Genomic DNA, 23,887 nt, shown 5'->3' with positions numbered 1-23,887 from the left:
GAGTCCTAGCTCAGACACCAGCCGCAAAGTAGGTCGCGGGTAGCCGGACGAGCCCCGTTTCCCCGTCCTGGGCGTCGTCGTTGGTCTGATCGAGTGATCGAGGCCAAAGGGGCGGGCGTGCGGCAAGAGCGGTCGCCAGAAGAGCTGTTGGCGAACTGGACGCTGGTAGACGGCGACTGGGACTTGGTGGCGAACAAGAGCAGGACGACCCGGCTCGGCTTCAGCCTGTTGCTGAAGTTCTTCGAGCTGGAAGGCCGGTTCCCTGATGTGCTGGAAGAGGTCCCGCTGGCCGCGGTGGAGTACGTCGCCGATCTGGTGAAGGTCCCGGCAACGGACTTTGCGCCCGCGCCGAGCGGCGGGTGGAGAAGCAGCTCACCGCCGAGTTAAAGAAGGTCGGCGGCAAGGAGGGCATCCTCTTCAAGCTGGCGACGGCCGCCGTCGACAAACCCGACGAGGTCGTACGCCGGGCCCTGTTCCCAGTGGGCGGGGAGAAGACGCTGCGCGAACTGGTGGCCGAGGCGAATGCGAACGAGAAGGTCTTCAAGGCCAAGGTCCGCACCACGCTACGGTCGTCGTACAGCTCGTACTACCGGCAGATGCTGCCTCCGCTGCTGAACACGTTGGGCTTCAAGTGCAACAACACCGCCTACCGGCCGGTGATGGACGCGATGAAGCTGCTGAAGAAGTACGCCGACATCGACGGCAAGACCCGCTTCTACGACGCTGGCGACGAAGTGCCGATGGACGGCGTGGTGCGCAAGGACTGGCGCGAGGCGGTCGTCGACGACAAGGGCAAGGTCGAGCGCATCCCCTACGAACTGTGCGTCCTGGTCGCCCTGCGAGACGCCGTACGGCGCCGCGAGATCTACGTCGAGGGCGCCGCCCGCTGGCGAAACCCGGAAGACGACCTGCCCGGCGACTTCGAGGCTACCCGCGCCGTGCACTACGCCGCGATCCGCCAGCCGCTGAACCCGAGGGCGTTCATCGCAGACCTGAAGAAGCGCATGACCGCGGGCCTGGACCGGCTCTCCGCCTCACTCGCGGACGGCTCGGCGGGCGGGGTGAAGGTCACCACTCGCAAGGGCGAGCCCTGGATCACTGTGCCGAAGCTGGAGCCGCTGGCCGAGCCCACCGGCCTGGCGGCCCTCAAGGACGAGGTTGCACGCCGCTGGGGCATCCTCGACCTCCTGGACGTGCTGAAGAACGCCGACTTCCTCACCGGCTTCACCGACGAGTTCTCCTCGGTGGCCGCCTACAAGCGCATCGAGCGTGACGTCCTCCAGCGCCGCCTGCTGCTCGCGCTGTTCGCATTGGGCACGAACATAAGCATCCGGGCGATCGTCGCGACCGGCGAGCACGGCGAGAGCGAGGCGGCGCTGCGGCACGTGCGCCGGCACTTCATCACCGTCGACAACCTGCGGGCCGCCGTCACCAGGCTGGTGAACGCCACCTTCGCCGCCCGCGACACCGCATGGTGGGGCCACGGTACCGCCTGCGCGTCGGACTCGAAGAAGTTCGGGTCCTGGTCCTCGAACTTCATGACCGAGTACCACGCCCGCTACGGCGGTAATGGCGTGATGATCTACTGGCACGTCGAGCGGAAGAACGTCTGCATCTACTCTCAGCTCAAGAGCTGTTCCTCCTCCGAGGTCGCGGCGATGATCGAGGGCCTGCTGCGGCACTGCACGTACGCCGAGATCGAGTCGAACTACGTCGACACGCACGGCGCGAGCGTCGTCGGGTTCGCCTTCACCGAACTGCTCAACTTCCGCCTGCTGCCGAGGCTGAAGAACATCGGCAGCATCCGCCTGTACCGCCCGGACGACACCCCGCCCGGCTGGCCCACGCTCGGCGCCTCGCTGACCCGGCCAATCCGCTGGGAACTGATCGAGCAGCAGTACGACCAGGTGGTCAAGTACGCCACCGCGCTCCGCCTCGGCACCGCCGAGGCGGAGCAGGTCCTGCGGCGCTTTACCCGCGGCGGCCCCAAACACCCCACCTACCAAGCCCTCGAAGAACTCGGCCGCGCGGTCCGCACCATCTTCGCCTGCGACTACCTGGCCAGCCCCGGCCTGCGTCGAGAGATCCACGGAGGCCTCCAGGTCGTCGCGAACTGGAACAGCGCGAACACCGTGCTGCACTACGGCAAGGACGGCGCCCTGACCGGCCCGGACAAGGAGCACGCCGAGACCTCGATGCTCGCCCTGCACCTGCTCCAGTCCGCACTCGTGCACGTCAACACCCTGCTGGTGCAGCAGGTCCTGGCAGAACCGGCGTGGGCAATGAAGCTGAGCGACGAGGATCGGCGCGGCCTGACCGCGCTGTTCTGGTCCAACGTCAACCCGTACGGCACCTTCCGACTGGACATGAGCAAGCGTCTCGACCTCGGACCGGCCGCTGCCATGCCCCGCCCCCGCAGCCCGGCGGATGCCGCTGGCCGGTCGACCACGACGACGTGATGAAGGGCTTTCAGGGTGTGGGCGACAGCGTTCGCCAGGACATCAGGGCAGCGATGGCCGAGGCCGCGCCAGCCAGTGTGACGACCAGCGCCGGGGCCGCGACTTCGCCCAGCGCGCCTCCGGCCGCGGCGGCCAGGCCCTGCAGCGTCATCGTTCCGGTCAGCAGCAGGCCGAACGCCTGACCGCGCTGCGTCTCGGGCACCGCGTCGACAAACCTGCGGGCCAGTGCGAGCTGGTACGCGACGCCGAAACCGGACACTGCCAGCAGGATGGCGGCGTATGCCGGTGCGGGGTGCAGCGCGAATCCCAGCAGCGGCAATCCGAGGGCAAGTGCGAGGGGGCGGGCCAGCCGCTCCCGACTCGCAGGGCGTACCAGGCGGCCGACGATCAGGTTGCCGGCGAGCATCCCGGCGGCGACTGCTGCGAACAACAGACCGGCCGCGTCAGGCGCGCCGACCTGTGCGGCGTACGGGACCAGCACGCCCTCGGCGCCGACCATCAGCGCCGGTGCCAGCCATTGCGCCAGCAGCAGCGCCCGGACCGTAGGCCGGCGCAGCAGCGCCCGGTTCACCTGCCAGGTCTCGCTGATGCCGGCCGAGGCGCTGGTGCGGCGGCGTGGGTGGTCGGCCAGGCGCAGTTGCAGCAGGCCTGCCGAAGCCAGGCAGGTTGCGGCGGTGCTCCAGAGCGCGCCTGACGTGCCGACAACGGCGATCAACATGCCGCCGGCGGCGAAGCCGAGCACTTGGGTGCCGCCGGCTGTCATGGAGAAGACGGCACGGCCGAGCACGTAGCGGTCGCCGTCCAACAGGTCGGGCAGAAGGGCGGTGCGCGAAGCAGAGGCGACGGCGCTGGGCACACCCGTGACGAACACCAGTGCCAGCATGGCCGGTACCGGCAGTAGACCGGCGGCGAGCACGGCGCTGACCGCGGCGCGCAGCACCTCGTAGCCGATCATGACGGTGCGCGGGGGCCAGCGGTCGGCGAAAGCCAGCAGCAGCGTGCCGCCCAGGGCATAGGGCAGGAAACCTGCCGCGTACGCCAGCGCCGACATCAGCGGCGACCCGGTTGCCGCGTAGACGGTCACAGACAGGGCGAGCATCCGCACCGTCTCACCGATCAGGAAGAGTGTGTAGCTGCCGAACAGCACGCGGAATTGGCCTACGGCGAACACCTCGCGGTAGGTGGCCGGGCGTGCTGCGACGGGCGTGGTGGTCATGGCCGACAGCATCACGGCAGCCCGGCCATGGTGGCTATGCTTTCGCATGGAGGCAAAACATGCTGGCCATCGAGGTGGGACCCGTAGACGTGGCGCGTACCCGCTACGCGATCTCGCCACTGGGTGAGGCGATGCAGGCGCTGCGCGTCGCAGCCGGCGTGCAGGCCGCCGGCCCGCTCCGGCCGTGGGCCGAGCGCATCGCGCCCCGGTACGAGCAGCTACGTCGGCAGGTGCCCGCGGTCGGGGCGCTGACGGCGCTGTTCCGCCGCGGCGGCTACAACGCCGACTTCATCCATCCGCCGCCGTCGGGCTCCGGTGGCGACTTCGCCGCTGAGCTGGCCGTCGTGCGCGCCACGCCGCTGCGCCGTGCAAGCCTGGAACTGGCCCGCAACCTGGAGGGACTGCGGACGCCGCCACGCTACGTGCAGCGCATCCTCGACGCGCCGGACGTGGTCACCCGGCTCGCCGATGCGCTCGAGGCGAGCTGGCAGGCGCTGGTCGAGCCGGACTGGCCGCGGCTTCGGGCGGTGCTGGAGCGTGACCTGGTCCGCCGCGCCGGGTACCTGGCGATGTACGGCTGGGCGGCAGCGCTGTCCGATCTCGACCCGCGGGTGAGCTGGCGCTCCGAGGGGCAGGCCGGGACCATCGAGGTGCGCACGGGCTCGCGTACCGAGTGGGACCGGCACCGGCTGGCCGGCAAGGGCCTGCTGCTGATGCCGACGGTGTTCGGCACTCTGATCAGCTACGTCGAGCCGCCATGGCCCTACGCCTTGGTCTACCCCGCCCGGGGCATCGCGGACCTGCTCGGCCCAGTGGCACGTACACCGGGTGGCGAGGCCCTGAGCCGACTGGTCGGCCCGCACCGTGCGGACGTGCTGCGCGCGCTGACCGTGCCTGCAACGACGACGCAGCTGGTCGCCCAGCTCGGCCTGAGCCTAGGCACCGTCGGCAGCCACCTGGCGGTGCTGCGCGATGCCGGCCTGGTCACCCGCACCCGCGACGGCCGGGCCGTCCGCTACGAGCACACGCCGCTGGGCGCAGCCCTGGCGGCCGGCTGAACGCCGCCGGCTGGCCCACCTGGCTGTCCGAAGCGGGGTGCCATTGACGAATGGTGATCCAATCGACAGGTAGCCGCGCGTGACGCTCTGGTGGTTGGAGCGCGCGGCGGACTGTGGGCAGAGCTGCGGTCGGTGTTTCATAGGTGGTCGCTCGTGAAACACCCGGCCGCACGGTCGTCCACCTGCGGCGATCATGTTTCATGAGTTGTTGCAAATGACGGGACGCCTGAAACACCCTCATGAAACAGTCCGGGGTCGTGAGCGACGACTTCAAGCGCGTGGAATCGCACGACTGCCCGATGTCCACCTGCGCCGCCCCCGCGGGGTCCCCGTGCCGGACCGGCAAGGGCAAGGTGGCGATCCAGTACCACACCGCCCGCTTCCGCCTGGTACCCCAACTCACCAAGGCCCTGAGTGTGCCGACCCCCGCCGTACGCAAGCCGGGCTCGGCGTGGACCGAGCTGCCCCGGCCCGTGCGCGCCAGCGCCGAACCGGTCGGACACGTCCGCCTCGGCTACGCCCGCGCATCGACCGCCCGACAGTCCCTCGACGCACAACTCGACTCGCTCGGCGAGGCCGGGGTCACCCGGGTCTTCTCGGAGAAGATCTCCACCCGCGCCACCACGCGCCCCGAGCTGGAGGCTGCTGTGAAGCTCGCCGGTGAGATCCGCTCCTCCGGCGTCGCCGTCACCCTCGTCGTGCACGAGCACAAGCGCCTCGGCCGCGGCATCGAACTCGCCATGCTCGCCGAGGAACTGAAAGCGAGCGACGTTGGCCTGGAGTTTCTCACCGGAGAGCTGAAGGGCTCGCACGATCCGTCCGGGATCGTGTTCACCGTGCTCGCGGCCATGTCCGGCATGGAGCGCGAGTACATCAGCGACCGCACCCTGGAAGGCCACGAGTCCGCCCGCAAGCGCGGCAAGACCATCGGCGGCGCCGGGGTCACCGACGACGACATGTTGTCCATGGCACTCCACCTACGCGACCAGGAGATGAGCCTGCGCGACATCGCCAGGCGCCTCGTCATCACCACCGGTACGAAGAGGGGCCAGCACCCCTCACCCGCCACCATCATGCGGATGCTGCGGGAGTACGACGAACAGGCCGCCACGGCGGCGAGCGCGTGATCATCCGGCTAGTTTGCGGCTGGTGTCTGAGCTAGGACTCCAGGGCCCTGTCGGAGCCCCGCCATAGCCTGACCGCATGAGTGATGTCTACGAATTGCCTCTCGCCCTCGATCTGCCGGAGTCCCTTCCCGCCACCGAACTCGACTGCCTGCGACGGCATTTGAGTGAAGGCGAGGGCAAGGGTGAAGGCAAGAGCGAAGGGAAGGGCGAAGGCGAAGGCGAGGGAGCCGGTGGGGCCGGTGACGACGGGGTGTGGCCACTCCTGTCCTCGCGCGGCTCGGCGTGGCGCATCGGCGGCGCTCTGGTCGGCAGCCTCTGCCGCAGTCGGCGGGGAGGCTGGTCTCCTCGGCAAGTCCGCGCACTGCCGCCGCCTCGAACGCCTCCGGGCCGGTGGTCTTGCCGCCAGGAAGTTCCCACATGCCCTGGCGTGAGCGCCGGAGCAGGACCCGGCCGGCCTAGTCGGTGACGACCGCGAGGGCGGCGGTCGCCGCCGGACCCGATGGCGGTCGGCGCCGCTCCACCGACCGCGTGTCGGCATGGCGAGGGCCGCGCAGGACCAGTACCGCGAGCCGGTCGGCGTCGAACCGTTCCGCCCGCTCCCAGCCCCCGGTCAGCAGGCCGATCTCGTCCTCGTCGAGCGCGACGCCCCGCCGCTGCGCAGGCGTGTGCTCGACCACCGGGGTGATGACGACGAGCGCGCCGCCGGGTCGTAGCCGCTCGCCGAGCCCGTGCAGGACCCGCATGCGGTCCGAGAAGAAGGGATACACCAGTCGGAGCACGACCAGGTCGTAGCCGTCCCCGTTCAGCTCCGCCGGGTCGTCGCGCTCGATGTCCATGCAGATCCAGCGCACTCCCAGGGCACCCGGATACTGCTCCTGGGCGCGGGCGAGGGCGCTGTCGGCGAAGTCGCACGCGTCCACGGTGTAGCCGAGGGATGTGAGGTAGACCGAGAGGTCACCGGTACCGCAGCCCAGATCGAGCGCCCGGCCACCGCCGTCGGGGGCGGGGGTGTGCTCGGCGAGCAGTGCCTGCTCGCGCTCACCGAGCTGCCGGAATCCCTTGCCGTCGCCGTAGTGCTGCTCCCACTGATCGCGGGCGGTGTACGTCAACGTGCTGCTCCTCGTGTGTGGCGGGGTGGTGTTCAGGGGCGTTGCGCGGCGCGGAGCCCGGCCGCGGTGCGCCGGCCGCGCTCCCCCCAGCTCGGGATCGCCTTGGGCGGCACTGTAGGAGATGCCGGAGACGGCATCCAGGACGGACAGCCGCATGGAGCCCCGCGCTGCCGGGCCTTCTGCCGACTGCTCAAAATCGATCGCATACCGCGCGTCGGCGGTGTCGTCCCAGCGCAGATTGCGCGGCTGGAAGTCGCCGTGCGTGGGCACCGCCCCCAGGACTGGCTGATGCTCCGCAGTACACCCACGCGGGCGGAGGGGCTGATGCACTTCAGTTCCACAGCGACTCCAGTCGTGTTCGAACTGCCGAAGGGGGACTCGCAGCTCGGGGCCATGCCGGGCACCGTCACCATATGGAGTGCACGAGGTGGACGACGACGTTCGGCTACACCGGTCTCTGCCTCGTGGATTCAGGTTGCTGCATCGCACGTCCGAGGGATGCACGGACGAACAGGAGATGCGGAGTACTCCCTGCGCGAGGCTGAGATCAAGCCAGATCTTCGAGGGGACGAACCAGGTCCAGCGCCTGGTGCCTGGTGATCAGCAGGCAGCTGACGGAGGACCGGAAGTAGTCGTCGTCGCCGTCCCCGCCCGTCGGCCGACGACCACTGAGTGCAGAGCCTGTTGCCCTTAAGCGCAACAGGCTCTGCACTTGTTTTCTGCTGTCTCCCGGATCTCCCCGGGTATCGGCCCCTTGTGCGTGCGATGCCGGGGAGAGTGGTAGGCGGGGAGGGCGGATGAAGGCGGGTCCGGAGAGCGATCCCGGTGCCTCCCGTGCCAGGCCCGCGCATACGGACGCCGCGGTGCAGCGTCTTCCGGGTGACCGGCCCGTGCCCGCGCCCGGCGCCGCGCGGAGTCTTCAGCGGCTTCAGGGCGCGGTGGGCAATGCGGCGGTGGCGCGACTTGTCGCTCAGCGCTATGTGGCGCCGGTGAAGCCTGGCGTGGCTCAGGCTCCTGGGTTCCGCAGGGTGAAGTCTGATGTGGCGGCGAAGCGGTCTCGTCTGGCCGCGCATGTGCCGGCCGGGGCGGAGGCGAGGTCTGCGCAGGATGCGGCGGTGGCGCCTGCGGACGACAAGGAGGCGCAGGGAAAGGTCGCGAATGCCGAGAAGATGAATGCGGCGAAGCCGGGTGAGTTCGACAAGGCGGCGTTCATCGCGGCGGTGGACAAGGCGATCGAGGCGCAGGCGCCGAAGAATCTTGATGACGCGGACAAGTTCTCCAGGTCGGGGAAAGCGGACAAGATCAAGGGTGAGGTCGACGGGAAGGTCTCGGCCGGTAAGGATTCCTCGGCCAAGGACATCGAGACCACCACGCAGGCTCCGCCGGACACGTCGGTGGCGAAGGAGAAGCCGGTCACGCCGATGTCCCCGGACCGTCCGCCGGGCAATCCGGGGGCCCCGAACGCCTCCGACGTGATCCCGGACAAGCAGCCGGCTGCTGTCACGGACTTCTCGCAGGGACCGGCCGCGAACGACAAGGCGTTGGCGGCTGCGGAGGTCACGGAGGACCAGCTCGCGAAGGGCAACGAGCCCGAGTTCGACCAGGCGTTGAAGGCGAAGAAGACCGCTGAGTCGGATTCGGTGAAGGCTCCGGTCGCGGCCCGTTCCGGGGAGTCGCGGCAGTTGGCGGCAGCGAAGGCGGGTGCGGCGGCGTCCGGTGCGCAGGCGATGAACGCGCTGACCGCGACTCGTGCTTCGGCCGGCAAGCAGGTTGACGGCGGCAAGGGCGAGACCAAGTCGCGGGATGAGAAGCGGCGGGCTGAGGCCACGGCGAAGCTGCGGAAGGTGTTCGACGCGACGAAGAAGGACACCGAAGGGATCTTGTCCGGGTTGGACAAGAAAGTCGACGACGCGTTCACGGCGGGGGAGAAGTCGGCGCGGGATGCGTTCATGGCGGACCAGAAGGCCCGCATGAAGAAGTACAAGGACAAGCGGTACTCGGGGTGGACGGGCAAGGCACGCTGGTTGAAGGACAAATTCGCGGGCCTGCCGGAGGAGGCGAACCAGCTCTACCAGGAGTCCCGCAAGCTGTATGTCGCGCGGATGCGGACGGTCATCTCCTCGGTGGCGGATCTGATTGGTGGGGAGCTGGGCAGGGCGAAGGCGAGGATCGCGAAGGGCCGCATCGAACTGAGGGCGGAGGTCGACAAACTCCCGGCCGATCTGAGGCAGTTCGGTCAGGAGGCGGAGAAGGACGTCGCGGGGAGGTTCGAGGACCTGGAAGCGTCCGTGAACGAGAAGTCGGAGCAACTGGTCCAGGATCTCGCGACCAAGTACACGGCGGCGTTGATCAAGATCGACGAGGAGATCAAGAAGCTCCAGGAGGCGAACAAGGGGCTGATCGACAAGGCGAAGGACGCGATCGTCGGTGTCATCAAGACCATCAACGAACTGAAGAACCTCCTCCTCGGCATCCTGACGAAGGCCGCCTCGGTGATCATGAAGATCATCAAGGACCCGATCGGGTTCCTCGGCAATCTCGTCAAGGCCGTCGGCGCGGGCCTGCATCTGTTCGTCGCCAACGTTGCCGAGCATCTCAAAACCGGTGTGGTGTCCTGGCTGCTGGGCATTGCGGTCAAGGCCGGTCTCGAACTCCCGCAGAGGTTCGACCTCAAGGGCATCATCCAGCTGATCGCCTCCCTCCTCGGCCTGACCTGGGCCAACATCCGTACCCGCATCACCCGCAAAGGCGTCCCCGACCAAGCTCTCTCAGCGGTCGAGACCGGTGTTCCGGTCGCGAAGAAAATCGCCACCGAGGGCCCGGCCGGGGCGGTCGACGAGATCAAGGCCGAAGCGGGGGACCTGAAAGCCACGATCCTGTCCAGGCTGACCGAGTACCTGATCCCCACCGTCGTCATCGCCGGCATCACCTGGATCCTGTCCCTGCTCAACCCTGCCTCCGCGTTCGTCCGTGCGGTCAAGGGCATCATCGACATCGTTACCTTCGTCGTGAACCAGGGCGCCCAGATCGTCGAGTTCGTCAACGCCGTCCTCGACGCCGTCATCCAGATCGCCAACGGCGGTCAAGCCGGCGTCCCTGAACTCGTCGAAACCGCCCTCGCCGCCAGCGTCCCCCTCCTCATCGGCTTCCTCGCCTCCCTTCTCGGCATCGGCAACCTCGCCAACAAAGTCAAATCCGTCTTCCATGCCGTCGCACGCCCCGTCAAACGCGCCATTGACAAGATCGTCAATCTCATCGCCCAAAAAGGCCGCGCCCTCTGGAAAAAACTCAAGAAAAAGTTTGGATCCGAGAAGGAAGCCCCGACGGACAAGGACATGGGCAAGGGAAAGGGTAACGACAAGAGCCCGTCCGCGTACCCGCCTCCAAAGAAGGGCTTTCAGTCGCTCGAGAAGGAGAGCCACAAGGTCCAGTTCAACGGGAAGGGCGCGGACGCCGATCTTGAGGTGCACAGCGTTCCGCAGGGGATCGGGAAGTATCTGGGGGACTGGGATACCGAGCTTCAGAGCCCCGGCGGCGACCCGGGGGGTGACTCCCGCACCGCATGGGAGAAAGCCAGTAAGAAGAAGGACGACGTCACGTCGCTGCACCGTGCTTTCCGTGACCTGCCCACGGGGGCGAACGGCAGCCAGAAAGCCTACGAAGACCTCCTCGCCTCCCTTGCAGGGCTGGCCCGACTCCTTTCCCGCCGACCGGGTGCCACACCCCCGCTACCCCCTCCGGTACTCCCGCCGATGGAGAACGGCGTCCTTGCCCATCCCTTCAAGGCGAGCTACATCGACAAGGGCATCAAAAGGGGGAGCGAGGCGCGGACATACGACGGCGCGACCCTGACCGGTTGGAATACCGCCGCAGGCTACAACACCACGACGGACAGAAATGCCTGGGTGAAGATGCATCTGCTCCCCGCCTTCCTCGGCGGGGACGCGGTCGATTCCAATCTGGTTCCCGCGAGGGGTTTCGTCAACAACCCGATGTTTCTGCATGCCGTGGAGAATCCGGCCCGAAAATCGCTGGACGCGGCGACCACGGATCGGTCGTACGAGCGCATGGTCTGGTACAAGGTGAGTGTCAGCTACTTCCCGACACACGCCGGATTCCCAGAGAAAATCGGGGTCGAGTGGGGTGGATACGACCACTCCGGAGGGACGTGGAAAGAGCGGTCGCCGAGCGGCGGCGGCGTCAGTTCCTTCTCCGACAGACAGGACCCGCCGAAGGCGTTGACCAATGACGTGCTGCGAATCAACGTGCGAGGGGCGAAGTTCACCGTCTTCGCTTCCCTCGGGATAAGTCGGGCGTACGCGGAACTGATCAAGAGCAGGTCGAAGGAAAGGGAATTCACCGACCTCGATGACGCCATCAACAGGCTTCCGCAGTGCCTCAAGAAGCCACTCACCGACGCCGCCACGGCGAACCGGCTCAGGTTCGACTGACCTTCATCCGAAGAAGCAATCGTACGAACGCGATCCGGAGGAGAGACATGGAAACCGACTACGAACGCCGCCTGCGCACGATGGTGGAGCAGGTCCAGGCGTGTGGTTCCATCCGCACGGATGCATACGATCCCGGCCCGCTGGCCACCCACCTGAAGCACGCCGAAGACGCCTTCGAGATCGCGCGGACCGTGGAAGACCGCCCGCTACCCGCCGCACTGACCAGGAACTTCCACCGACACTCCGATCTGCTCTTCGCCTGGCGGGCCCGGGAACCCTTCCAAGCGCTCGCCGGGGAGTTCCAGCTCGTGCACATCGGTGAAGCGCTGATCCAAGAATCCGAGGAAGGGTCCGCGTCCGCGGAAGCCACCGAAGTGGAGCGGCTGGTCAGTGAGTTCAGGATCTTCGAGACCCATCCGATTGGAGGAACCGGCACGTACACCGCGCTCAGGCTCACCGAGAACCAGGAATCGCCCGAACTCTGGTACTTCGATCTCAGGCAGGACCCGACTCGGCTCCACCTCGGGTACGGCGACTACCTCGACGTCATGCTGCGTACCAAGGGTCTCTACGACTGGCAGTACCTCTTCGTGGAGCCGGATCCGAACAACTACGGAATGTGTGTGTCATTGTCCTACCTGCGTGACGGGCTCGACTTCCTGTCCCGGGAGTTCCCGGACGACGACCTGTCGGACCTCCGGGCCAGGCTGGAGGAGCGCATGCGAGTCGTGGACAAGGGCGAGTAGGCCAGGCAGCGCCGAGGAGTGCGTGGAGTGGCTCGCGGAGTACGTCCGGGCCGGTGCCCGGCACGTGATCCTGCGGATGGGCTCCCTGCGGTCGGCATTCGGGCCGAAGGAGACCACCGATGAGGTGTTGCCGATGCTGCGGGACCGATTCGACCGGCGAACCACGCCGGTTCCAGGCATGACACCTCGTAGAGACGAGCACTCGGAGTTCTTCCCCGACAAGACGCGGGGAGCGTTCTCCCAGGGCGACCATGCGGCCAGCCCTGCTCCCTGCCCTTCAGCAGCGGCAGTACCACCGCAGCGAGGCCCACCGTGGCCGAAGCCCGCCCCGCCTCCGCCGCGGCAGGGGAGCCCAGTCGGTCAGCCCAGCGGGGCCCATGGTCCGATCGGGGTGGTGGCGCGTATCCCGTAGGGATGTGACGCCGGAGCGGCCCACCGTCGCGCGAGTGACGCGTCGCACCGGCCACGCCGTGCGAAGGGCGCGGGCTTGACGTAACCCAGGGCGGTACGCCTGTACCGCGTGGCGTGCGGCACGGTACAGCCGGGGCCTCGGCGATGCCATGGGCCTGCCGGTGGTGACCAGCGACCACCGGGCTCCACGCACCAGCACCCCGGGCGGGATTCGTCATCGTGCGTTGCGCAGCTTGAGAATGTATGTCGCAGTAAGCGCAACGGCACGGTCTTCGTCATGTGACAGAGCTGCGAGGGCACGTGACGTCGTGGTCCCCGGGATGTCCGCGAGCGCCTGTGCCAGCCGTCGACGTGCGACCGACCCGATGGTGCCGTGGCCGAGGCAGTCGACGAGCCCGGTGGCGATCCGATCCGCCAACGCGGGATCACCCGCCAATGTGCTCAGTGCATCGGCTGCGTCGGCGTCGTTCCGCTCCTCGACGATCATGTCGATGAGCGTCGGGACCGCGTCGGCCACCCCACGTGCCCCGAGCGCCAGAGCCGCGTACCCGCGGACCACGACGTCGGTGTGCGTGAGGGCGTCCTGCAGCAGCGCGGTCGCCTCATCGTTCGGAATCTCGGCGATGGACCGGACGGCACGTTTCCGCACCTCGGCCACCGGTGAGCCGAGGCCCTCCGCCAGCAGTGCCGGCCCGCCCTCGCCCGATTGCGCCAAAGCCCAACGAAGGGCTCCGGCGACGTTCGGGTCCGACTCGCTCAGCACGGCCTCGACCAGTGCTTCCACCGGCACGGGAACGTCCTCGACCGCGGACAGGGCGGCGCGCTGCCGCACCCCCGCGCTCTTCGACCCCAACGCCTGTAGAAGCGCGACGACTTGGAGGACATCCTCCCAGCCGGCGGGTTCCGCGTCACCGATCCGACGGAGTCGCGTGAGCAGCTCCGTCTCCGCCGCGATGCGGTCTCGCGTCTGGCGGATGAGGTCGTCGACGAGCTCCGCGGTCGCGAAGCCGGGGTCATCGAGCGCGCGCCTGACGTCGCGCAGCGACAGCCCCAAGGACCGCAGGCTCTCGATGTGGAAGATGCGTTGGATGTTCTCGTCGGAGTACTCCCGATAGCCCGAGTCGGTACGCCCCGTTGGCCGCACCAGGCCGAGCGATTCGTAATGCCTGAGCATGCGGGCGCTGACCCCGGACCGTCGCGCGACATCACCGATCAACACTGCCTACCGCCCCTCCTGACCGGCCCCGCCGAGGGCTACGATGCGCTTCGCCTCCTCGATCGCGAACTCGAATCCGGCATTCGGGTCGCGCCACAGCCGTTCCGTGGCGATCGCGTGCGCGCTCACGCGGGCGTCGACGTCCGTCGTCGCGGCGCCCACTGCCAGCAACATCACCTCCCCGAGCGCGATCAGCGCCCGGCTGAGGCTCAACTGCGTCTCGCGTTCGCCGCGCCCGAGCTGTGCCGCCAACACTACGGCCAGCTCACGCTCCTCACCTTCGGGCACGAGCACGACCGCTGCCCGCCAGGCGCTCCTGGCCACTTCGTCGTCGCTGTCTGACAGCAGCGCTGGTGTGATCGCCGGCCACGCTTGCCGATCCCCGATCTTGGACAGCGTGTGTAATGCCTGGCTCCGTGCCTGCGCACGCTCCGAGCGGACTTCGTCGAGAAGCACCGGGACCGTCATCGACGCCGCGTGGCGGGTGAGTGCCCAAGTCAGCATTTCGCGCACGTAGAACTCGGGTTCGATCGCACATCGCTCGATGAGCTTGCCGATGAACCCCGGGTCCGGGGTCGTGCCGATCGCCAGCGCTGCCTGCAGCCGGACCGACGAGTTGTCGTTCTCCAGCCCCTGGAGAGCTCGCATCGTGTTCGTGTCCTCTTTCGGCACGGTCATCAGGACCACCTCCTTGGCCACAGTGAAGGCCTTGCCACTGTGCCAAGGTCAAGCGGAGTCAGGCCGAGAGGTGGCCAGGAGACCGCCCGGCAGGTCGCGGAGCGCCCCTCGCAGCGAAGAGGGAGTGCCGGATCGGTATTCAGTCCGTGCACTCCTCGTTGGCCGGGTGGCGTCCGCTGGTGAGAAGGTGGCCGGCATGACGATCAACAGAAAGGCCGATGCCGCGTAGACGGCCTGGCCGCGTCCGTACCGAGCTTCCGCGTCGGCCTCGGAGGCAAGACGGCATCATGACCATCCAGGGCCTGTGCTCGGCAGCGCTCGCTGAAGTTCGACGGATCGAGCGTCAGAAGAAGTACCTATGGCCGGGCTCGATCGGGTCAGCGATGGTGCGCTGGAGAAGCTTCGTTCACCAGCCGAATCGTCGCCTCTGGGACTAAGAGAGCGGCGGCTGCACGGAGTGGGCCTGTTGCGGAGACCCGTGGCAGGCCCGCGAGCACCTTGAAGCGGTGATGCTGGCGATGACTCGGCGACGGGCGCGCGAACTCCGCAGCCTCGTTGAAGCCTTGGACAGACGCTACTGAGTCGTGGACGGACTACCGGCGGCTGCTGGCCTGGGCCAAACGGTGGCCGCAGTGGAAGTGGGCGGTAGAGAACGCCAACGGGCAGGGCCGGCATCTCGCTCAGTGGCTCATCGGCGTTCGCGAACTACGCCGGTGCCGCTCCGGTGGAGATCGCCAGCGCGGACAAGGCCGCGAAGGACGCGCGGACAAGGCCGCGAAGGACGCGCGGACAAGGCCGCGAAGGACGCGCGGACAAGGCCGCGAAGGACGCGCGGACCGGGCCGGGGAGAAGAAGCGCGGAAAATCTCCCGGGCTCTGTAAGGATTCATCCCCGGCATGACATGTACGGGGTGTGGAGAGCAACCAGACCGTGAGGGATTCGGGCCGGGGTGCGGAGTTCACCGCGTTGTACGCGCGAGAGTACCCCCGGGTGCACGCCTTCGCGCACCGCAGAACGGGGGACCGGTGCGCGGCCGAGGAGATCGCTGCCGAGGTGTTCCGGATCGCGTGGGAGCACGTGCTCAAGGACGGTGAGGCGACGGCCGGATGGCTGTTCGTCACTGCCAGGAACGTGCTCGGCAACCACTACCGGGCCACCGCCCGGCTGACCGAGCTGCACCGGCGGATCGGTGCGGAGATCGGCCGCGCCCCCGCGTCCGCGGAGGACTCGGCGGTTCTGGACACCCTCGATCGGCTGGCGGACCACCACCGCGAGGTGCTGCTGCTCAGCTACTGGGACGGCCTCTCCGCGGCGGAGGCGGGCCGCCTGCTCGGCTGCGGTGCTCCCACCGTCTGGGTCCGTCTGCACCGGGCGCGCAAGGCGTTCCGTGAGCTCTACATCTCGTCCCGGGAGTCGGTATGAAGCGTTCGCAGTCCAAGCAGGTCAAGAAGTCCGCGATGTCCGCCCAGGGCGTCGCCTCGCTGATCCGGCACGCCGATCCGCTGCCGACCGGCGCGTCGGAGGAGGGCCTGTCGCCGCGTGCCAGAGGAGAGTTGGGCGTCCTGGTGGGCGAGGCCCGCCCCGTCCCGCTCACCCGGCGCCCGCGTCGGCGCGGGGTACTGATCGGGACCGTCGCCTGCGGCGCGGCCGCGGTGCTGATCGGGGCCGTCGCCGTGCTCGCGGCCTCCGGCCCCGACGAGCCGAGCGGCGGACTCGTCGCCGACGAGCCCCACTACCCCTCTCCGGCCGAGCTGGAGGGTGCGGCCGACCTCATCGTCCGGGCGAAGCTGGGCGAGGGCGCGGAGCGGACCGTGGACGACATCACGTCCACGGAGGCGCCCGCCGAGGTGCTGGCGACGGCCAAGGGCACCGCGCCGGGCGGGCGGGTCACCGTCTCGTACACCCCGCCCGGTTTGGGCGGACCCGAGACGGCCGCGCTCAAGGCGGGGGAGGAGTACGTGTTTTTGCTGGAGCGGCAGGACGACGGCCGGTTCACGCTGGTGAACTCCGTCCAGGGGTCCTACGGTGTCAGCGGAGACCGGGCCGTCCCGACCGGGGACAACACGGTCACGCTGAGCCCGGGGGTCCTGCAGGCGCTCCGGCTGACCGGCTGACCGGGGGCTCCGGAGATGCTTCCGCCGACCGGCCGACCGGGTGCCTGATGGTGCTCCGGCCGGTCGGGTCGGGAGCGGCCCCGGTCCCGGCCGCCATTCTGGAAGGGGCCCGGGACGCCGTCCACGCGTCCGGGGCGTGGCCCCCGGAGGCATCGACACGGTCGACGGCGTCCTTGCCGACACCACCGCCGGTATGCGGCTCCGCCCGGGCCCGGACGGCCGCTGGTTCCCCTTCAGCTTCTTCGGCGGGGGAGTGGCGCCCCGCCGTCGGATGCTCCGCCGATCCGACCGAGGCGTACCGGGCCGCCCGCAGCGCACGTGTGGTGCGCCGACGACGTACTGGTGAGCCGTCAGGAGACGTCGCACCCGTGCCGGGTCCCGGAGGCGGTCGCGAACGCCTCCAGCACGTCCGTCATGGCGTCGGCGGTCGGTGTGTCGACCGGGGTCGGTTCGCCGTCCGCCCCCTTGGGCGGGGTGAGTTTGAAGTACGCGGTGCCGAGCGCGCCCGGGCACGGGTGGGACCGGGTCCGTGCGCCCTTGACGCTGCCGGGGTAGCGGCGATCGAGATACCTCTCCTGTTCGGAGGAGGGGCCGTAGAACGCGGTCAGGACCAGATCGCCGTGCTCGCTCCGTTCGACTTCGCACTCCTCGGTCAGCGCGTGGCCCGCCGAGCCTTCCCGGACGACCGTGGCACGCAGGACCTTGGCGGTGTCCCGTGACACGACGCCGCGGCAGGTGCCGGTCGCGTCGGCGACCGGGCGTGTGGTGCTGGTGGGGCGTTCCACTGTCGTGGGGCGTTCTCCCAATTCTCCTTCGCAGCCGAAGCGTTCGGCGGCGCGACGGGCGGTCTCGGTGGCGAGGCGGGCTACCTGGGTCACCTGGGCCGCGGAGAGTTCGTCGGTGAACTTCGGCGTCCTCGTGAGCACGAGCAGCCCCTTGCCCGCCAAGGGGGCACAGTCGACGAGCACGGCGGCTTCGGGACCGCCCTGGAGGGCGAAGGAGCCGTTCCAGCCGTGGCCGATCGGGGCGGCGGTGGGCACTTCGGCCGCGCCGCTCGCCCGATGTGCCGCGGCGGGCCTGATCTGCACCCTGAGTTCGGGGCCCTTCCCGCCGCCCCGGGCCCGTATGGAGCACCACTCGGTCCGGTGCCCCACCCACTCTCCCGTGTGCCCCCACAGCTCCAGTTCGGCGCCGTCGAAGAACTTCCTGGCCTCGTTGACGGCCAGTGAACCGCCGCAACTGTCGGCGAGGGCGTCGCCGGACCCGTCCTCCCCGCCGATGCCCCAGACCAGTGCTCCGCCCGCGACCGCCAGGACGATCGCCGCCCCGGCCGCGCAGACCTTCCGCCGTCGTGTCATGTGTTCTCGCTCTCCGCCCGTCTCCGCAGGCCGGTCGTCGTTCATCGGATCGTGCTGCGCGCCGTGAGGGGATGGTCGTGGCGGTCCCGGACGCGTGCGAACCGCCGGTACAGGTGCCGGCGGACGAGCGAGATCATGGCGCATCGGGCGAGCACCTCGGCCACGGGCCCCTTGGCCGAGAGCTTCGGCGAGCTGTGTCCCCCGGCTGGACCAGCAGGACCCTCTCCCCGTGCTCCCCGCCGCCGCTCCCGACCGACTCCAGCACCGGCCGGTGAACCGACCCTCTCCCCGTGCTCCCCGCAGCCGCGCCGCCGTCCAGGATGGTGAAGCTGCTGAGGGGCATGGCACGCGCAGTAAGGTGAGCGCATGGTCACGAACGCGCTCACACCTTCTGATTCTGAGAAGGGCGCTGCCGCTCCCGGGGATCTCATCAGGCATCTGGGGGTCATTCTCCGGGCGTTCCAGACCCGTTTCGAGACCGCGATGGACGGCATACCGGCGGGCGTACGCGGATATCAGATCCTGTCGACCGTCGTGTACGGGAATCCGCCCAACCAGCAGGCGATCGGCGCTCATCTGGGGATCGACCGCACGGTCCTGACCTATCTGATCGACACCCTCGTCGACGCCGGCCTGGTCGAGCGAGTTCCCGACCCCGTGGACCGCCGCGCACGGAAGATCGTGGCCACCTCTGCGGGTACCGAGACGCTGACCGGCTACGAAGGGCGTGTGGCTGTGGCGGAGGCCGATCTGCTGTCGGGGCTGTCCCCGCAGGAGGCTGCGACGCTGGCAACGCTGGCAGAACGTCTGTCCACGCACATCCATCGCGCGCACCCGGGGGTCAACCCCTGCGAGGCGATGGACCACCTCTGACACCGCCCTCATGGGGGGTGCGAGAGCGCACGGGTGAAGACGGAGCGGGCCGCCGATGTGGCGGCCCGCTCCGGCGTTCCGTGGAAGCGCCGGACGAGAGGCGCTTCGCCGATCACATGCTGGCGGCGGCCAGTGCGAGCTCGGCCGCCGAGACGACGAGGAGGACGCCGGCACCGGGCGTCCCCTTGAAGTCCTTGACCCGGAGGTGGGCGATCACAGCGCCCAGGAAGTACAGCACCACGCCCACGGCCGCCGCGACACCGAGCGGACGGTAGCCGATCCCGACGAGCAGGCCGACCGCCCCGGCGAACTCCAGAACGGCCAGCACCGGCACCATTCCGGCCGAAACCCCCACAGCGGCCATCGCCGGCATGATCTTCGGGTCCTTGGCGAGTTTGCCCCGGCCCGAGACGACCAGCATCAGCGACAGCAGGGCGGCGAGAACGATATAGGCGATAGACATGGATTCTCCGGTGGTGGCGGGCGGGCCGGGCAGACCTTGCGGTCAATAGATGGTCGACCAATCTTCTGCCCGGCAACTGATCTGCGTGACAGACTATAACCGGTGGAGGGTGTCGGGTTCGCTGCTGTGCGTTCCGACCGGCAGCAGTGCCACGCGCCCCGGCCCGACCAGGGTGGGGGCGCAGCCCGCGACCGCTCGACCGCAGCCGCCCCGGGGTGGGTGGGACGCGTCATCTTCCTTCTGCGATCCACCGCGCGGTGCGTGTGGCGGGCCCGGCGGTCGACGAGGCCCAGGTGATCTCCAAGGCGAGCGCGGACCGGATCACGCCACGCTGGGTACGGACCCGGCCGAGCCGCCCGCCGACCGGGGCGGGCGGCCTGACGCTGCTGTTCACCGTCCTGATGGTGCTCGCCGCGGCGGTCGCCGTCTGTGCCGCCCTGGCGGTGCCGGTCGTGCCTCCGCTGCCGAAGGCGCGCCAGACGCTGGCGGACCTGGTCCGTCGGCCGGCGGACGGGGTGTTCGTGCGGCTGGTGGCCGCTCTGTCCGCAGCCACCGCCGCCCTGTCCGTCGGCGTCGGGTTCCTGCCCCTGTCCGGCAGGGCCGACGGTCTGCCCGCGCTGGTCACCGGCGCTGCCGTGTCCGTCCTGGCGGCGTGCGCGGCCCTCGTACAGCCTTGGGCGGGCCGGGCGCTGGACGAGGGGCGGCTGACCGCTCGGACCGGCGTGTCCGTGGGACTTGCTTCGACCGCGTGCGCCCTGGCCGCCCGCCGTACTCCCCGCTGACACGGTCGTCCCGGCGCGCCGCGGCTCCCGCTGCTCCGTCTTCATCCGCGGCCCTTTCATCCGCGGCCTTCTCACGGCGGTCCGCGGTGTCGGTCAGGCTCGGTCGCAGGTGCCCGATCCACGCCGCCGCGGTCCGCTGGAGCCCACCGCCGCGGTTGTCGCCCACGACGTGAACTCGCCATCGCCCCCGAGGCGACGCCAGCCCTGGAGATGGACCCGGGTCCATAGGCACGGGGTGCTCCATAGGCACGGGGCGCTCCAGAGGAACGAGGTGTTCCCTGGGGCGTCGGCATGGGGGCGTGCGGAGCCCCCGTGGCCGTGCGAGCGCCGGAACGGGTCGGCGGGCATGCCGGGGTGAGCGGGTTGGCGGGCATGCCGGGTCGGGCACACCATGGAGGTGATGGGCGGTGAGGCTTGCCCTTGCCCGCGCGTCCTGTGCTGGTGGCCTCTGACGGAAGACGCCCGCGACCCGCTGCCCCGCGGCCCGGCATGGAGGCATTGCGGATGTACGTGTACACGATGCGCAAGGCCCGGATGGCTCGCGGTGACAGGGTCATCCTCGACGACGTCACCCTCGCCTTCCTCCCCGGAGCCAAGATCGGCGTGGTCGGGCCCAACGGCATGGGGAAGTCCACCGTGCTTCGGATCATGGCGGGGCTGGAACGGCCGACGAACGGGGACGCGTTCGCCGCATCCGGCATCAGCGTCGGAATCCTGGAGCAGGAGCCGAAGCTGGACGACTCGACCACCGTGCAGGGCAATGTCGAGCAGGGCGTCGCCGAGATCCGCGACATGCTGTACCGCTACGAGGAGATCACCGCACGGCTCGCCGAGGCCGAGGGCGAGGAGACGCGGCAGTTCCTGGACGAGCTCGGCGGTCTTCAGGAAGCCCTGGACCATGCCGGCGCCTGGGACCTCGACTCCCGCCTGGAGCAGGCGATGGACGCCCTGCGCTGTCCGCCGCCGGACACCCCCGTGCGGGAGTTGTCGGGTGGCGAGCGGCGCCGGGTCGCCCTGTGCCGACTCCTGCTGTCGCAGCCCGACCTGCTGCTGCTGGACGAGCCGACCAACCACCTGGACGCCGAGTCCGTGGCCTGGCTGGAGCAGCATCTCGCCGACTGTCCGGGCACGGTCGTCGCGGTGACCCACGACCGGTACTTCCTGGACAACGTGGCCCAGTGGATCCTGGAGATCGACCGGGGCCACGCCTACCTCTACCAGGGCAACTACTCCACGTATCTGGAGTCCAAGGCGGCCCGCCTCCAGGTGGAGGGCCGCAAGGACGCCAAGCGGCAGAAGCGGCTCTCCGAGGAACTGGAGTGGGTGCGCTCCGGGGCAAAGGGCAGGCAGGCGAAGTCCAAGGCGCGGGTGCAGCGGTACGAGGAACTGGCGGCCGAAGCGGCGAAGAGCAGGAAGCTGGACTTCGAGGAGATCCAGATACCTCCCGGACCCCGCCTGGGGAGCCTGGTGCTGGAGGCGGAGCACCTGACCAAGGGCTTCGGCGACCGGGTGCTGCTGGAGGACCTGTCCTTCTCCCTGCCACGCGGGGGCCTGGTCGGCGTCATCGGCCCCAACGGCGTCGGCAAGACCACCCTCTTCCGGATGATCGTCGGCCGGGAGAAGCCCGACGCGGGCGTGCTGCGCCTCGGCGAGACCGTCAAGGTCTCCTACGTCGACCAGAACCGGGCCGGGCTGGAACCCGCCAAATCCGTGTGGGAGGCCGTGTCCGGCGGGCTGGGCCACCTGCGCGTCGGCGACGTGGAGATGCCCTCCCGCGCCTACGTCGCCACCTTCGGCTTCAAAGGCGCCGACCAGCAGAAACCCGTCGGTGTGATGTCCGGCGGCGAACGCAACCGCCTCAATCTGGCCCTGACGCTCAAGCAGGGCGGCAACCTCCTCCTGCTGGACGAGCCGACCAATGATCTCGACGTCGAGACGCTCGCCTCGCTGGAGAACGCGCTGCTCGGCTTCCCCGGCTGCGCCGTGATCACCGCGCACGACCGGTGGTTCCTGGACCGGATCGCCACCCACATCCTGGCCTGGGAGGGCGGCGCGAACTGGTTCTGGTTCGAGGGCAACTACGCCGACTACGAGACCAACAAGGCCGAGCGGCTGGGCCCGGACGCGGCCCGCCCGCACCGGGTCACCCACCGCCGCCTGGTCCGCGGCTGAGGGCCGCGACCCACTGGAGCCCCGCCATGACAGATCTCGACCAAGAGGCGGTCGCTGCACTCCGCACGGCGCAGCTCACCGTCGTCAGCGCCAAATGGCACATCTGCGAGGAACAGGCCGTCGAGCGGCTGGCCCCCATCCACGGCCTGGCGTGCACCCCGCTGTTCCCCGGACACCCGGTCATCCAGGTCGTCACCTGCGACGGACGGCTCCTCGGCCGGGTCCGGCGGCACAGCGTGGACCGTACGGCCCGCTGGATCGCCGTCCCCGCCGGTACCGCCCACGAGATCGGCGCCTACCGCAGCCCGCACGCGGCCGCCCGCGCGCTGGCCCGCGATGCCGGCACGCGCCGCTTCCGTGTGACCGACTGCCCGGTCCGCGAGCTGGAGCCTTCAGGCACATCGCCCACATCGTCATGAGCGGAGTCCGTCCGTGAGGCAGGAGGCGGCCCGGCCGAGTGCCCCGCCTCCTGCCCCGCCGGTCCGCCGGCTGCCCGTTTCTGCCCCCGGGCGCCATGGCCACCGAGGCGCTGGCCGCGCCGGCCCCCGGCCGACTGTTCGACCGGTGAGGGCCGTGGACGGTGGCGGGCGCGAGGCTGCCGACCGCCTGCTTCCCGCCGCTGGTGTTCCTCGGCGGCCCTCGGCGGTGTGGCCCGGCCGCGGTGGGCGTGGTCCTGTGGGGGCTGGGCATGGCCGAGCGCCTGCACGGACTGCTCGTGGCCCGGCCAAACCGGCTGTGTGTTGCGACGCTCCCTGGGAGCCGCCCTTTTCAGAGCCCGCAGTCGGGCGCCGACCAGTACCGGCCGGTACCGCCCGCGACGTGGACGTGATCGTCGTGACCCGGGTAACCCGGGCCCAGGATCTGACCGAAGCCGTGCTCGCGGGCCTGGAGGGCCAGGGCACAGAAGCCCTGGGATCCGGCGCTGAGGTCGGCCGCGAGACCGTACATGTGGAGGCTGTCGGAGGCGCCGCCGACAGCGTCGTTGCAGGGGTGGCTGCGGAAGCCGTCGTTGATCCCGATCGGCCTGTCGCCCATCGCGTGCCGCAGGGCCTGCAGTTTCCACATGGTGACCAGAACGTTGGCCTGGACCGTGCCGGCGCCGACTTGGCCGCCCGACCAGTCGGAGTTGCACTGGTTGAGCTCGCCCCAGTCGAAGTTGGCCGGAGAACAGTCGCCCTTCTGGAGTTCGTAGATCTTGCCGAAGGTGATCGGGCCCGCGACGCCGTCGGCCTCCAGACCGTACGCCGCCTGGAAGCGCTGCACCGCGGCTCTCGTGGCCGGGCCGAACTCGCCGTCCATGTCGAGTTCGTCGCCGAAACCCGGGTAGCCGGCGACCCTGATCTGGAGTTGCCGTACGTCTTCGCCGGATGCCCCTTCGCCGAGGGACCTGTTCCAGGTGTAACAGGCGTTGGCGGACGTGAAGTCGGCGGGGGCGGAGACGGGTGCGGGGGACGGCGCGGGGGTCGCGGACGCGGGTGCGGCGAACAGCAAGCCGACGCAGGCCAGAGCGGACACGAGCACTGAGGTCGAACGCGATGTCATGTGGGGGCCTCTGTTGGGATGACGACACGGTCAGAGGCGCAGCCTGACCAGTCGACCGATCCTTGTCAATGCTCTGTCAAGAAAACCCGTGGCCGGCGGCTGCCCCCGGCCA

20 protein-coding genes are annotated in these 23,887 nt (G+C 69.4%); 12 read left to right on the top strand and 8 right to left on the bottom strand.

The genetic code is table 11. The features are described from left to right. Positions 1–93 precede the first annotated feature (93 nt). Positions 94–387: a DUF4158 domain-containing protein gene (locus tag ACIHCL_RS17290; protein ID WP_399862502.1), complete on the top strand. Its 294-nt coding sequence runs from the start codon at positions 94–96 to the stop codon at positions 385–387. Then, on the top strand, positions 360–2,459 hold the full coding sequence (locus tag ACIHCL_RS17285; RefSeq protein ID WP_399862501.1) for a Tn3 family transposase: 2,100 nt from the start codon (positions 360–362) through the stop codon (positions 2,457–2,459). Before ACIHCL_RS17290 ends, ACIHCL_RS17285 begins: the two co-directional genes overlap by 28 nt. Before the next feature lie 10 nt (positions 2,460–2,469). Here ACIHCL_RS17285 and ACIHCL_RS17280 read toward each other — a convergent pair whose 3' ends face one another. After that, positions 2,470–3,675: an MFS transporter gene (locus ACIHCL_RS17280; RefSeq protein WP_399862499.1), complete on the bottom strand. Its 1,206-nt coding sequence runs from the start codon at positions 3,673–3,675 to the stop codon at positions 2,470–2,472. Between the two features lie 59 nt (positions 3,676–3,734). Between ACIHCL_RS17280 and ACIHCL_RS17275 the strand changes: the two genes are divergently transcribed. Next, positions 3,735–4,733, top strand: coding sequence for a DUF5937 family protein (locus ACIHCL_RS17275; RefSeq protein ID WP_399862497.1), 999 nt, complete (start codon positions 3,735–3,737; stop codon positions 4,731–4,733). Between the two features lie 257 nt (positions 4,734–4,990). Next, a complete protein-coding gene (locus tag ACIHCL_RS17270) occupies positions 4,991–5,860 on the top strand; it encodes a recombinase family protein (protein WP_399862495.1) in 870 nt (289 codons plus the stop codon). A gap of 8 nt (positions 5,861–5,868) precedes the next feature. Here ACIHCL_RS17270 and ACIHCL_RS17265 read toward each other — a convergent pair whose 3' ends face one another. Further along, the gene (locus ACIHCL_RS17265; protein WP_399862780.1) at positions 5,869–6,303 is read right to left on the bottom strand and encodes an NUDIX domain-containing protein; all 435 of its coding nucleotides are present in this window, start codon (positions 6,301–6,303) and stop codon (positions 5,869–5,871) included. A gap of 12 nt (positions 6,304–6,315) precedes the next feature. Continuing rightward, positions 6,316–7,239 (bottom strand): class I SAM-dependent methyltransferase, encoded by a 924-nt coding sequence (locus ACIHCL_RS17260; protein WP_399862493.1) that lies wholly within the window; start codon positions 7,237–7,239, stop codon positions 6,316–6,318. A gap of 620 nt (positions 7,240–7,859) precedes the next feature. Here ACIHCL_RS17260 and ACIHCL_RS17255 point away from each other — a divergent pair. Both ACIHCL_RS17255 and ACIHCL_RS17250 read left to right on the top strand, forming a co-directional pair. Continuing rightward, complete coding sequence (locus tag ACIHCL_RS17255; protein ID WP_399862491.1) at positions 7,860–11,420, top strand: hypothetical protein; 3,561 nt, start codon at positions 7,860–7,862, stop codon at positions 11,418–11,420. Positions 11,421–11,467: 47 nt separating this feature from the next. Then, a complete protein-coding gene (locus ACIHCL_RS17250) occupies positions 11,468–12,166 on the top strand; it encodes a hypothetical protein (protein WP_399862489.1) in 699 nt (232 codons plus the stop codon). 625 nt (positions 12,167–12,791) lie between these two features. On the opposite strand, the gene ACIHCL_RS17245 is transcribed toward ACIHCL_RS17250, so the two are convergent. Then, positions 12,792–13,796, bottom strand: coding sequence for a HEAT repeat domain-containing protein (locus ACIHCL_RS17245; protein ID WP_399862487.1), 1,005 nt, complete (start codon positions 13,794–13,796; stop codon positions 12,792–12,794). A gap of 3 nt (positions 13,797–13,799) precedes the next feature. Next, entirely contained in the window at positions 13,800–14,471 is a 672-nt protein-coding gene (locus ACIHCL_RS17240) for a HEAT repeat domain-containing protein (protein ID WP_399862485.1), read from the bottom strand. A 912-nt stretch (positions 14,472–15,383) separates the two neighbouring features. Between ACIHCL_RS17240 and ACIHCL_RS17235 the strand changes: the two genes are divergently transcribed. Further along, positions 15,384–15,893 carry an RNA polymerase sigma factor gene (locus ACIHCL_RS17235; RefSeq protein WP_399862483.1) on the top strand — a complete coding sequence of 170 codons (510 nt, stop codon included), beginning with the start codon at positions 15,384–15,386 and terminating at the stop codon, positions 15,891–15,893. Continuing rightward, positions 15,890–16,585, top strand: a complete 696-nt coding sequence (locus ACIHCL_RS17230) for a hypothetical protein (protein ID WP_399862480.1) — start codon at positions 15,890–15,892, stop codon at positions 16,583–16,585. The genes ACIHCL_RS17235 and ACIHCL_RS17230 overlap by 4 nt, the downstream gene beginning before the upstream one ends. A gap of 350 nt (positions 16,586–16,935) precedes the next feature. Here the strand turns inward: ACIHCL_RS17230 and ACIHCL_RS17225 are convergent, their stop codons facing one another. After that, on the bottom strand, positions 16,936–17,943 hold the full coding sequence (locus ACIHCL_RS17225) for a hypothetical protein (protein WP_399862478.1): 1,008 nt from the start codon (positions 17,941–17,943) through the stop codon (positions 16,936–16,938). A 366-nt stretch (positions 17,944–18,309) separates the two neighbouring features. Here ACIHCL_RS17225 and ACIHCL_RS17220 point away from each other — a divergent pair, with 366 nt between their 5' ends. Beyond that, positions 18,310–18,816 (top strand): MarR family winged helix-turn-helix transcriptional regulator, encoded by a 507-nt coding sequence (locus ACIHCL_RS17220; RefSeq protein ID WP_399862476.1) that lies wholly within the window; start codon positions 18,310–18,312, stop codon positions 18,814–18,816. 112 nt (positions 18,817–18,928) lie between these two features. Here ACIHCL_RS17220 and ACIHCL_RS17215 read toward each other — a convergent pair whose 3' ends face one another. After that, entirely contained in the window at positions 18,929–19,279 is a 351-nt protein-coding gene (locus ACIHCL_RS17215) for a DoxX family protein (protein ID WP_399862474.1), read from the bottom strand. Positions 19,280–19,536: 257 nt separating this feature from the next. Here ACIHCL_RS17215 and ACIHCL_RS17210 point away from each other — a divergent pair, with 257 nt between their 5' ends. The 3 genes from ACIHCL_RS17210 (at position 19,537) to ACIHCL_RS17200 (ending at position 22,652) form a co-directional block, all read left to right on the top strand. Next, on the top strand, positions 19,537–20,061 hold the full coding sequence (locus ACIHCL_RS17210; RefSeq protein ID WP_399862472.1) for a hypothetical protein: 525 nt from the start codon (positions 19,537–19,539) through the stop codon (positions 20,059–20,061). A gap of 498 nt (positions 20,062–20,559) precedes the next feature. Beyond that, positions 20,560–22,233 (top strand): energy-dependent translational throttle protein EttA, encoded by a 1,674-nt coding sequence (gene ettA, locus ACIHCL_RS17205; RefSeq protein WP_399862471.1) that lies wholly within the window; start codon positions 20,560–20,562, stop codon positions 22,231–22,233. A gap of 26 nt (positions 22,234–22,259) precedes the next feature. Continuing rightward, positions 22,260–22,652, top strand: coding sequence for a hypothetical protein (locus ACIHCL_RS17200; protein WP_399862469.1), 393 nt, complete (start codon positions 22,260–22,262; stop codon positions 22,650–22,652). Between the two features lie 349 nt (positions 22,653–23,001). On the opposite strand, the gene ACIHCL_RS17195 is transcribed toward ACIHCL_RS17200, so the two are convergent. After that, on the bottom strand, positions 23,002–23,775 hold the full coding sequence (locus tag ACIHCL_RS17195) for a D-Ala-D-Ala carboxypeptidase family metallohydrolase (protein WP_399862467.1): 774 nt from the start codon (positions 23,773–23,775) through the stop codon (positions 23,002–23,004). Between the last annotated feature and the right edge of the window lie 112 nt (positions 23,776–23,887).

It is taken from the genome of Streptomyces sp. NPDC052042 (assembly GCF_044548345.1).
Lineage (GTDB): Bacteria > Actinomycetota > Actinomycetes > Streptomycetales > Streptomycetaceae > Streptomyces.
The sequence above is the reverse complement of the archived record's forward strand: the minus strand, read 5'-3'. Positions and strand labels throughout refer to the sequence as shown.